Source organism: Actinokineospora sp., assembly GCF_050699995.1.
Lineage (GTDB): Bacteria > Actinomycetota > Actinomycetes > Mycobacteriales > Pseudonocardiaceae > Actinokineospora.
On the sequence record NZ_JBOHGC010000424.1, the window covers coordinates 1 to 10595 of the forward strand.

The window sequence follows — 10595 nt, forward strand, 5'->3', positions numbered from 1 at the left end:
GTAGGCGTAGCGCTGCGCGCCACAATGCGACCGCAACACGGCCCCCTGGGCCGCTGTCGGGTCCAACGCGAACCGATACGCCTGCAACACGATCATCACGCGGACCGTACCGACCACCACCGACAAATCCGCGCTTCCACACCGCGTCGCCAATCCCAAACACCACAATCAGACACACACGGGCACAGAATCCTGAACGGTTCGCAGCCTCCGTGGCAGGCTCGGTCTCGTGGAACTGACACTGCAGGTCACCATCGACTGCGTCGACCCGCGCCGGCAGGTGGCTTTCTGGACCGAGGCCCTCGGCTACATCCCGGAGCCCGCCCCCGGCGGCCACGCGACGTGGCGTGACTACTGGGCCGACATGGGTGTGCCGGAGGACGAGCTGACCGACGGTGCGGGCGACGCCCCGGAGTCCGTCGTCGACCCTTCCGGCAAGGGGCCGAGGATTTGGTTCCAACGTGTCCCGGAGTCGAAGGTCGTGAAGAACCGTGTGCACCTCGACCTGAAGGTCGGCGGCGGCCGCGCGGTGCCGTTTGCCGAACGTCGTAAGCGGGTGACTACCGTGGTCGACCGCGTGATCAACGCCGGTGCCTCCGTCTTGCGGGTCATGGACATGCCCGACATGGACCACTACGCCGTCGTCCTGCAGGACCCGGAGGGCAACGAGTTCTGCGTCGTCTAGGACACGACCTGGGCGGGAGCCTTGCGTCGGAACAGCTCGGCCACGGGTTCGACGACGCGCGCCGCGACTGGCCCGAGGATGGCCATGAGCAGGACGTACGCGGTCGCCAGCGCGGCGAGCTGACTGTCCACGGCGCCCGCGCTCACCGCGAGCCCGGCGATGACGATGGAGAACTCGCCGCGCGCCACGAGGGCCGCGCCCGCGCGGGCCCGGCCGAGCCTGCCGATGCCCTGTCGGCGTGCCGCCCACCAGCCCGTCGCCACCTTGGTGAGCGTGGTGACGAAGGCGAGCGCCACCGCGTACCCGAGCACGGGCGGGATCGTCGACGGGTCGGTGTTCAAACCGAAGACCACGAAGAACACGGCCGCGAACAGGTCCCGCAGCGGTTCGAGCAGCTTCGTCGCGTTCTCCGCTGTGGCCCCGGAGATCGCGATGCCGAGCAGGAACGCGCCGACCGCCGCCGACACCTGCAGCTGCGAGGCGACACCGGCGACGAGCAGGGCCGCGCCGAGCACACGCAGCAGGAACACCTCGGGCTGCGGGCTGTCGACGATCATCGAGACGAACCGGCCGAAGCGCAGCGCGACCACGAGCACCACGGTCACGGCGACGAGCGAGATCCCGACCGCCGTCAAGCCGCCCAGCAGTGACGCGCCCGCCAGCAGCGCGGTGAGGATCGGCAGGTAGACGGCCATGGCGAGGTCTTCGAACACCAGGATCGACAGCACCACCGGCGTCTCCCGGTTGCCGAGTCGACCCAGGTCGCCCAGGACTTTCGCGATGATCCCGGAGGAGGAGATGTAGGTGACGCCCGCCATCGCGAGCGCGCCGATCGGCCCCCACCCGAGCAGCAGCGCCACCGCCGCGCCCGGTGCCGCGTTGAGCACCAGGTCGAGCAGGCCCGCCATCCAGGACCGCCGCAGCCCCGTGACGAGTTCGGCCGCCGAGTACTCCAGCCCCAGCAGGAGCAGCAGCAGGATCACGCCGATCTCACCCGCGATGTGGGTGAAGCCCTCGACGCCGTGCAGCGGCACCAGCCCGCCCGCGCCGAACGCGAGCCCGCCGACCAGGTACAGCGGGATCGGGGAGATGCCGATGCGCCAGGCGAGCCGGCCGAGCAGGCCGAGGCCGAAGAAGACGGCGCCCAGTTCGATCAGGGGGACAGCGGTCTCCGGCATCAGCCGTGTTCGATGACGTCGGCGGCCCGGGCGAGCCCATCCGCGGTGCCGACGGTGACCAGCATGTCGCCGCCGGCGAACCGGAAGTCCGGCCGCGGCGACGGGTGCACGGTCCCGGACCGCACGACCGCGACGACGGAGACCGCCGTGCGGGTGCGCAGTTCGGTGTCGCCGAGGGTCTTGCCGTCGAACGGCGAGCCCGGTGCGAGCGGCAGCTGCCGGGTGGTCACCCCGGTGACCTCGCGGTGCTGCCCCTCGAGCTGCGCGACCAGGTGCGGCGCGCCCAGCAGGTTCGCCAGCGTGCTCGACTCCTCGATGGTCATCGGGATCGACGCGACGCACGAGTCGGGGTCGTCCTGTTTGGAGACGATGAGCTCGGCGTGGCCGTCGCGGTAGGTGATCACCCCGATGCGGCGGCCGGAGCGGGAGACGAAGTCCTGGCGTGTGCCGATTCCCGGCAGGGGTGTCACCTCGACGTTCACTCCACCACCGTAACAACGGCGCTTCCGATGGCCGTGCCGCCGCGTCAGTTCTAGCGTTGGACGGATCGACCGAGCCAAGGGAGGCGGGCATGTCCGGACCCACGAAGTTCCTGCTCGACGAGTCGGACCTGCCGACCCAGTGGTACAACATCATCCCCGACCTGCCGGAACCGCCGCCCCCGCCGCTGCACCCGGGGACGAAGCAGCCGGTCGGGCCGGACGACTTGGCGCCGCTGTTCCCGCAGGCGCTGATCGCGCAGGAGATGTCGGGGGAGAGCTACATCGACATCCCCGACGAGGTCCTCGACGTCTACCGGCTGTGGCGGCCGTCGCCGCTGTTCCGCGCCCACCGCCTGGAGCGCGCGCTCGCCACGCCCGCGCGGATCTACTACAAGTACGAGGGAGTCAGCCCGGTCGGCTCGCACAAGCCGAACACCGCCGTTCCGCAAGCGTTCTACAACGCGCGTGAGGGCGTCGCGAAGCTGACGACGGAGACCGGCGCCGGCCAGTGGGGGAGTGCTCTCGCGTTCGCGTGCGCGGTGTTCGGGCTGGAGTGCGAGGTCTGGCAGGTGCGGGCGTCGTATGACCAGAAGCCGTACCGCAAGCTCATGATGGAGACCTTCGGCGCGACCGTGCACCCGAGCCCGTCGGACCTGACCGCGTCCGGCCGGGCGGTGCTGGGCGAGCACCCGGATTCGCCCGGCAGCCTCGGCATCGCGATCAGCGAGGCGGTCGAGATGGCGGCCGCGGACCCGGACACCCGCTACGCGTTGGGCAGTGTGCTCAACCATGTGCTGCTGCACCAGACGGTGATCGGGGAGGAGGCCATCAAGCAGTTCGAGATGGCGGGCGACACCCCGGATGTCATCGTCGGCTGCACGGGCGGCGGGTCCAACTTCGGCGGCCTGGTGTTCCCGTTCCTGCGGGAGAAGCTGGCGGGCCGGATCTCCCCGACGATCCGGGCGGTCGAACCGGCGGCGTGCCCGTCACTGACCCGGGGCGTCTATGCCTACGACTTCGGCGACACCGCCGGTCTGACACCGTTGCTGAAGATGCACACCCTCGGCCACGGATTCATCCCCGACCCGATCCACGCGGGCGGCCTGCGCTACCACGGCATGTCGCCGCTGCTGTCGCACATCTACGAACTGGGCCTGATCGAGGCGACCGCCATCCCCCAGCAGGAGTGCTTCGCCGCCGGTGTCCGCTTCGCCCGCGCTGAGGGCATCATCCCCGCGCCCGAGCCCACCCACGCCCTCGCCGAGTGCGTCCGCGAAGCGTTGCGGTGCAAGGAGACCGGCGAGGAGAAGGTGATCCTGACCGCGCTGTGCGGGCACGCGCACCTCGACCTGCCCGCCTATGGCGCGTACCTCGGCGGTGAGATGGTCGACCACGACCTGCCCGAGGAGGAGATCGAGCGCGCGCTCGCGGAGCTGCCCGCGTCTACCTGACCCGGGCACCGAACAGGAGGCTCAGCCGGGGGAGCCGGGCGGCGACCTCGGCGGGGTCGGCCGGGTTCCAGTCGACGTCGGCGGGCACCGGGGTCAGGGGCAGGTCGATCCCGGCGTTCGAAAGCGCTTTCTCCAGGCCGAGTTCGCGTCCGGTGGCGTCCTGGTGGGCGGTGGCGGCGGCGTAGTCCAGGCTTTCCCAGGAGGGCCAGTCGCTTTCCGACCACGTGTGGATCGGCTTGGCGGCCAGGGCGCGCACCGGCTCGACCTCGGCCAGCAGGTCTGGTTCGGCGACGACCCGGTCGAAGGTGTGGTGGCCCAGTCCGAGCAGCCACAGCTGGAAGGCCCAGAAGCCTTCGTCTGAGCAGAAGTCGCCCATGATCACCCGGGCCGCGGCCCACAGGTCCCAGGTGTCGGCCCGTGACCGGTGGGCGGACAGCTGGACCTGGAAGCCGACGATCTGCTCGACCGGGAGGCGCGTGAGTTCCTCAGCGAGCCACTCCGCTTGTTCGTCGCGGTCACCCGCCTGTTCCGCGGCTCGCTCGATCAGCAGCCAGAACGCGTCATCGGTCATGCCCGCATGGTCTCAGCGGGCACCGACACTCTTGAACAAGCTGCGCGCGATGATTTCGCGCTGGATCTCGGAGGCGCCTTCGTAGATGCGGGGTGCCCGGACCTCCCGGTAGAGGTGTTCGAGCAGGTGCCCCCGTTCGAGCGCGCGGGCGCCGTGCACCTGGATGGCCAGGTCGACGGCGACCTGCGCGGTCTCGGTGGCGAAAAGCTTGGCCATGGCGGACAGGTGTCCGGTCTTCCCCGGCTCGGCGTCGTAGGCCGCGGCCGCGTCGTGGACCAGCAGCCGCGCGGCTCGCAACCGGGTCGCCACATCCGCGAGCTGGTGCGACACCCCTTGGAACGATGACAACGACCGCCCAAACGCCTGCCGCTGCGCGGCGTGCGCCACCGCGGCGTCGAGGGCGGCCTGCGCCATGCCGACCGCGAACGCGCCGACGCTCGGCCGGAACATGTCGAGGGTGCGCATCGCGACACTCCACCCGCCGTCAACCTCCCCGAGGACCTGCGATCGGGGCACGCGCACACCGTCGAACCGCAACCGGCCGATCGGGTGCGGCGCCAACAGGTCGATAGGTTCGCCGGTGAGCCCGGGCGTGTCCCGCGCGACCGCGAAGGCTGTGATGCCGCGCGCACCGGTCCCGTCGGTGGTGCGGGCGAACACCGAGTACACCTCGGCCTCCGGCGCGTGCGAGATGTAGGTCTTCTCCCCGTCGAGCACGAAGTGGTCGCCGTCCACAGTGGCCCGCAACGCCAGGGACGCCGCGTCCGACCCGGCGTCCGGTTCGGTCAACGCGAACCCGACGGCCGCCTCACCGGCGGCGATCCGCGGAATCCACCGCTCGACAACCTCGGGGGACCCGGCGAGCAGAATCGGATAGGCGCCAAGCCCCTGAAGCGCGAACGCCGTCTCGGCCTCCGTGCAGTGGCGTGCGAGGGCTTCGCGGATGACGCAGAGGTCCATCGCCGAGGTCGGCACATACCCGCTGTCGCCGCGCTGGAAGATCCGCCCGAGCAACCCGTGCTCCGCCAAGGCCGCGAGCAGTGGCCGGTTGATCCGCCCCGATGCCCCTCGCGCGGCGATCTCCCGAAGCGGCCCCGCCGCCACCTTCTCGGTGTACTCGGCCAACTCCACCCCACCGGCCCGCCTCTCGCCCGGTGGCGGCGCGCCCGCCGACTTCCCTTGTCCTTCTCCGTCGCGGAGCCCACCAGACAGCCCCCGCCCTTCCCCGGGGGGACGGCCCTTGGCCAGTCTATCGGTGGGGGGTGTCAAAGGATCTTGGTTTGTGGGGGGCTGTGGATAACTTTGGGGGTCAGTCATGGGGGATCACCGCCGTGGCGATCAGTTCGATCCGGGCTTCGGCGTCGAAGAGTTCGGTGACGCCGAGGAGGGCGACGGCGGGGTAGTGGCGGCCGAAGTGCTTGCGCCACAACGGGCCCAGCTCCGGCAGCGCTTCCTTGTAGGCGGACACGTCGGTCACGTGGATGACCAGCGACACCAAGTGGCCGGGGGAGCCGCCCGCCGCCGCGAGGGCTGCGACGACATTTCCAGCGGCCACATCGAATTGGTCCGCCATGGTGGTGCCGACAATGATCCCGTCGGCGTCTTGGGCGGTTTGGCCACCCAGATAGACGGCCCGGCCCGGGGCGGCGATGACGGCGTGGGCGAAGCCGACGGGGGCGGCCAGGCCGGGGGCGGTCACGACCTCATGCGGGGTCATCGGCCGGTCCAGACCGGGCGGCGGCCCGCTGACCAGGCGGCGTAGAACTCGGCGTGGTCGGCGCTCTTCATGAGGAGGGCCTGGGTGATCGCCTCCAGTTCGATGGCGCTGCCCAGGTCCATGTCCAACTCCCGGGTGAGCAGCACCTTCGTCGTGGAGTACGCCAAGGCTGGGCCATCGGCGAGTCGCCGGGCCAGGGTGGTGGCGGTGGCCGCCAGATCCGCGTCGTCGACGACCTGGGTGGCCAGGCCGATGCGGTCGGCGCGGTCGGCGTCGACTTTGTCGCCGAGGATCAACAGTTCCGTTGCCCGGCCGAGGCCGACCAGGCGGGGGAGCAGGTACGCCGAACCCATGTCGGCGCCCGCCAATCCGACCTTGGTGAACAGGAACGCGAACGACGCCGAGCGGGCCATCAGGCGGAAGTCGCTGGCCAGGGCGATCACCGAACCGGCCCCCGCGGCGATCCCGTTGATCGCGGCGATCACCGGCAGCGGACACTCCCGCAGCGCCTTCACGACAGCGCCGGTCATGCGGGTGAACTCCAGCAGCTGCGCCGGTTCCATCTTCTGCAGTTCGCCGATGATCTCCTCGACGTCGCCGCCCGAGCAGAACCCGCGGCCCTCACCGCGCAGCACGAGGACGCGGGCGTCACCGCGGTGCGGCAGTTCCGCCAAGAGGTCCCGAAGGTCGGCGTAGACGTCGAAGGTCAGCGCGTTCAGCTTCTCCGGTCGGTTGAGCGTCACCGTGGCCACGCCGTCGGTGACGTCGAAGCCAAAGTGCTCCCACTTCTCGGTAAACCCAGGCGACGCCCTGAAAGGACTCACTGAACTCCTCCTCCATCGAGTACAAGCGTTTGCCCGTTGACCGCCCCGGCCTCGGGCGCGGCCAGGAACGCCACGGCGAACGCGACCTCGTCCGGCTCCAGCAACCGACCCAGCGGCGACATCGCCGCCAGGGCCGCCTCACCGTCACGCCCGGTCCGCTCCTCGATCCGCCGCACGGTCTGGTCCGTCATGTCCGTCCGCACATACCCAGGGCACACGGCATTCGACGTCACCCCGGTGCCGGCGACTTCCGCCGCGACCGCCCGCATCAACCCGACCGCCGCGTGCTTCGAAGCCGTATACCCTGAGGTGTAACGGAATCCGACGCGACCGGCGACCGAGGCGACGGTCACGATCCGCCCACTGTCGCGTTCGGACATTCCCGGCAACACCGCCCGCGTGCACAGGAACGCGCCGGTGGCGTTGACGGCCAACTGTGCCTCCCAGTCGGCCAAGCGGGTCCGGGCGAGCGGCGCACTGGTCGAGATGCCCGCGTTGTTCACCAAGACATCGACCGGACCCAGGCCCGCGAAGAAGGCCGCGACGGCATCCTCGTCGGTGACGTCGCACTCGGACCGCCCGACAGCCACCACCTCGTCCCCCGCTGCCCGCAACCGCGCCGCCACGGCCGCTCCGATGCCGCGGGTCCCGCCGGTCACCACCACCAGCCTGCTCACCGCGCCACATCCAACCCGCGCAGCGCGCGCCGGTCGAGCTTCCCGTTGGTGGTTCGGGGAAGCGCGTCAACGAAGACGATCCGCTCCGGGGTTTTGTGCGGGGACAGGCGTTCCCGCACATACGCCCGCAGATCCTCGGCGTCGATGTCCACTCGCGACACGACGAACGCGTAGGGCCGCACCAACCCCTCGGTCTCGTGCCCCGCCACCGCGCACTCGATGACGTCCGGGTGGCCGATCAGGCAGTGCTCGATCTCGCTCGGCGCCACCCAGATTCCGCTGACCTTCAGCAAATCGTCCGCGCGCCCCTGGTAGTGGAACGCGCCGTCGGCGTCGCGGCTGAACAAGTCTCCCGTGTGGACGGTGTCACCACCCGGAAACGTTTGCGCCGACTTGTCCGCGTCGCCGTAGTAGCCGACGGCCGCCGTCGCTCCGATGATCTCCAGTGTGCCGGTCTCGCCGTCGGGCACGTCCGCGTCGTCCTGGTCGACGATCCGCGCGCGGTACCCGGGGACCAGCGTGCCCACGCTGCCCGTCCGCGCCGCGCCCGGCCGGTTGGAGATGTAGATGTGGTACGCCTCCGACGACCCGATCCCGTCGACCACCTCGACACCGAACGCCTTGTCCCACTTGCGGTGCAGCTCCGGCGGCAGCGCCTCACCCGCCGACGTGCACAGCCGCAGGCAGCTCAGGTCCTGCGCGGCGGCGTCCGGATGCGCCACCATCGCGCTCATCATGGTGGGCACGTTGACCAGGATCGTCGGCCGGTACTTCGCGATCAGCTCGAAGATCCGCTCGGGTGTCGTGCGCTCACCGAACACGATCCCGGCCCCGCCCACGCCGAACGGGTAGAGCGCGGCGAGATCGCGGGCGTAGCCGAAGAACAACTTCGGCACCGGCAGCACGATGTCGTCCGGCCCCAGGTCGAGCACGCCCCGCGCGTACCAGTCATGGCTCAGGACGGGCGAGCGATTGGTGTGCACACAGGCTTTCGGGGCTCCCGTGCTCCCCGTGGTGAACTTCCACAGCGCCACGTCATCGCGGTGCGTGGGAGCGGAGTCCAACCGGGGTGACGCTTCCGCGACCAGCGAAGCGAAGTCGTATTCGTTGTCCCGCAACGCGGTCTCACCGATGACCAGCACTTTTCGGCCACTGGTACCGGCTTCGCGGACCCGGTCGAGAGTCGTGAGATCGACGACCACCACGGCCGCGTCGGTGTAGTCGAGGAAGTAGGCGTAGTCCTTGGCGGGCAGGAATGTGTAGACCTCGGTGGTGATCGCCCCGATCTTCTGCGCGGCGTACCAGGTGGCGACGAACTCGACGCCGTCGCCGAGCGCCAGCAGCACCCGCTGCCCCACCCGCACGCCGAGGTCGTGCAGAACGTGGCCGACGCGGTTGGTCAGCTCCGCCAGCTCCGCGTAGGTCGTGGGACCCGTGGGGCCGAGCAGGGCGGTGCGCTCACCCCGCCCCTCGGCCAGGTTGCGGTCGAGAAAGTACGTCGCCAGGTTGAGCCGGTCGGGGATGTCCTCGTAGCGCAACACCTCGGTGTCCTCTCATTCCTGATCGGCCACATCGCGGATGACGTCGATCAGCAGCTCGGTCAGGGTGTCGAAAGTGGACTGTCCTTCCTCGGCGGTCGCCTCGGCGGGCGATCCGCAGTACGCCTGGTCCATACCCATGGCCACGAAGTCGGTGCGGCCCTCGCGCATGGCGGTCGGCATGTCGACGATGAGCGGCGGCAACCCGCGCATCACCGAGATGTCGACCAGTGTGGGCCGGTCGGCGAGCACCAGCGACGTCTCGTAGCGGCCCGCGTGGCAGGAGCCGGACCGGAACTCCTCGGTGAGCCGCTCGACGTTGCGCCGCCGCAGCAGATGCAGGTATCCGGTGTGGATGCCGTGCTCGGCCAGCGAGTCGACCGCCCACGTCAGCGCCGTCACGTGCTCGGGCTCGAAGTGGTTGTTCACCAGGACGACCTTGGTGAACCCCTGCCGTGCGAGGGAAGTGCACACGTCGACCACGATGGCGTGCAGTGTCTCGGCGCTGATGCCGACCGCGCCGGGGAACGCTTCGCCGTAGTGCGTGACCCCGTAGGGCAGTGCGGGCAGGATCAGCACCCGGACGGCGGGATCGTCGGCGAGCCGCTCGGCGGCTCGCGCGCACATCCCGGCGGAGATGATCGGGTCCGTCGACAGTGGAGCGTGCGGCCCGTGTGGCTCGATCGCGCCCACCGGCAGCAGCAACACCGGAGTTCGGTCGCCCGCAAGGAGATCGGCTACCTGCGGCGACGTCAGATCGGCGAACTGCGTCACGACAACACCACCGCCTCGATCGGTGACGGCTCCGGCGCGAGCACGCACAGATCGGCTCGCCCGGCGGCGACGATCGTGTTCACCTCGTCCGGTGTGGTCAAGTATCCGCCCACCAGCGTCGGCACGCCCGCCTGGTTGCGCACCTGGTCCGACAGCGTCGTCAGGTAGCCGCGGCGGAACTCCGGCCGGGCCTCGGCCACACTCTGCCCGGCCCGCACATGGATCAGGTCCGCCCCATGCTCGTGCACCGCCTTGGCCAGCCGAATGCCCTCGGGCAGCCCTAGCCCGCGCGGCGCCCAGTCGGTCACCGTCAACCGCACCGAGAGCAGCCGCGGCCACACCTCACGCACCGCGTCGAGCACCGACAGCGGATACGCCCACCGCTGCTCACCACCCCACTCGTCGTCGCGCCGATTGGTCAGCGGTGACAGGAAACCCGCCAGCAGGTGACCGTCGGCCAGGTCCAACTCCAGCACGTCGACCCCGGCGTCCGCCGCCCTGGCCGCCGCGTCGGCGAACGCCTGCCGGACCACGGCGAGGTCCTCGGCGTCCATCGCCTTCGGCGTCTGCGCGAACGGCCCGAACGGCACCGCGGACGCCGCCAGCAGCGGCCATGCCTGGTCCGCGGGCAGCGGAATGTCGAGCCCGTGCGCGGCCGGCCGGGTCGCTCCCCGAGCCCCCGCGTGGGTCAACCGCAG

12 protein-coding genes and 1 pseudogene are annotated in these 10595 nt (G+C 70.4%); 2 read left to right on the plus strand and 11 right to left on the minus strand.

All coding sequences use genetic code 11. The features are described from left to right. The coding region (locus ACRDSQ_RS20845) for a helix-turn-helix domain-containing protein (protein WP_431423395.1) at nt 1-96 on the minus strand (96 nt) is incomplete at its 3' end. A gap of 133 nt (nt 97-229) precedes the next feature. On the opposite strand from ACRDSQ_RS20845, the gene ACRDSQ_RS20850 reads away from it, so the two are divergent. Then, nucleotides 230-685 carry a VOC family protein gene (locus ACRDSQ_RS20850; RefSeq protein ID WP_431423380.1) on the plus strand — a complete coding sequence of 152 codons (456 nt, stop codon included), beginning with the start codon at nt 230-232 and terminating at the stop codon, nt 683-685. On the opposite strand, the gene ACRDSQ_RS20855 is transcribed toward ACRDSQ_RS20850, so the two are convergent. Together ACRDSQ_RS20855 and ACRDSQ_RS20860 are read right to left on the minus strand one after the other, a co-directional pair. Next, nucleotides 682-1863, minus strand: coding sequence for a cation:proton antiporter (locus ACRDSQ_RS20855; RefSeq protein ID WP_431423382.1), 1182 nt, complete (start codon nt 1861-1863; stop codon nt 682-684). The genes ACRDSQ_RS20850 and ACRDSQ_RS20855 overlap by 4 nt on opposite strands. Then, nucleotides 1863-2345, minus strand: a complete 483-nt coding sequence (locus tag ACRDSQ_RS20860) for a cation:proton antiporter regulatory subunit (protein ID WP_431423384.1) — start codon at nt 2343-2345, stop codon at nt 1863-1865. The genes ACRDSQ_RS20855 and ACRDSQ_RS20860 overlap by 1 nt, the downstream gene beginning before the upstream one ends. A gap of 89 nt (nt 2346-2434) precedes the next feature. Between ACRDSQ_RS20860 and ACRDSQ_RS20865 the strand changes: the two genes are divergently transcribed. Then, a complete protein-coding gene (locus ACRDSQ_RS20865) occupies nt 2435-3796 on the plus strand; it encodes a TrpB-like pyridoxal phosphate-dependent enzyme (protein ID WP_431423386.1) in 1362 nt (453 codons plus the stop codon). Here ACRDSQ_RS20865 and ACRDSQ_RS20870 read toward each other — a convergent pair. From ACRDSQ_RS20870 to ACRDSQ_RS20905, 8 genes and pseudogenes are all read right to left on the minus strand, one after another. Next, nucleotides 3789-4367, minus strand: coding sequence for a DUF4240 domain-containing protein (locus tag ACRDSQ_RS20870; RefSeq protein WP_431423388.1), 579 nt, complete (start codon nt 4365-4367; stop codon nt 3789-3791). The two genes, ACRDSQ_RS20865 and ACRDSQ_RS20870, sit on opposite strands and share 8 nt — an antisense overlap. A gap of 12 nt (nt 4368-4379) precedes the next feature. Next, complete coding sequence (locus ACRDSQ_RS20875) at nt 4380-5492, minus strand: acyl-CoA dehydrogenase family protein (protein ID WP_431423396.1); 1113 nt, start codon at nt 5490-5492, stop codon at nt 4380-4382. Between the two features lie 184 nt (nt 5493-5676). Continuing rightward, nucleotides 5677-6084 carry a RidA family protein gene (locus ACRDSQ_RS20880; protein ID WP_431423389.1) on the minus strand — a complete coding sequence of 136 codons (408 nt, stop codon included), beginning with the start codon at nt 6082-6084 and terminating at the stop codon, nt 5677-5679. After that, nucleotides 6081-6908, minus strand: coding sequence for an enoyl-CoA hydratase family protein (locus ACRDSQ_RS20885; RefSeq protein WP_431423390.1), 828 nt, complete (start codon nt 6906-6908; stop codon nt 6081-6083). The genes ACRDSQ_RS20880 and ACRDSQ_RS20885 overlap by 4 nt, the downstream gene beginning before the upstream one ends. Further along, a complete protein-coding gene (locus ACRDSQ_RS20890; RefSeq protein ID WP_431423392.1) occupies nt 6905-7585 on the minus strand; it encodes an SDR family NAD(P)-dependent oxidoreductase in 681 nt (226 codons plus the stop codon). Before ACRDSQ_RS20890 ends, ACRDSQ_RS20885 begins: the two co-directional genes overlap by 4 nt. After that, nucleotides 7582-9126, minus strand: a complete 1545-nt coding sequence (locus ACRDSQ_RS20895) for a benzoate-CoA ligase family protein (RefSeq protein ID WP_431423393.1) — start codon at nt 9124-9126, stop codon at nt 7582-7584. Before ACRDSQ_RS20895 ends, ACRDSQ_RS20890 begins: the two co-directional genes overlap by 4 nt. 12 nt (nt 9127-9138) lie before the next feature. Continuing rightward, nucleotides 9139-9897 (minus strand): creatininase family protein, encoded by a 759-nt coding sequence (locus tag ACRDSQ_RS20900; protein ID WP_431423394.1) that lies wholly within the window; start codon nt 9895-9897, stop codon nt 9139-9141. Then, nucleotides 9894-10595 (minus strand): annotated as a pseudogene (locus ACRDSQ_RS20905) (FAD-dependent monooxygenase); the annotation flags it as partial. The gene ACRDSQ_RS20900 and the pseudogene ACRDSQ_RS20905, both read right to left, overlap by 4 nt.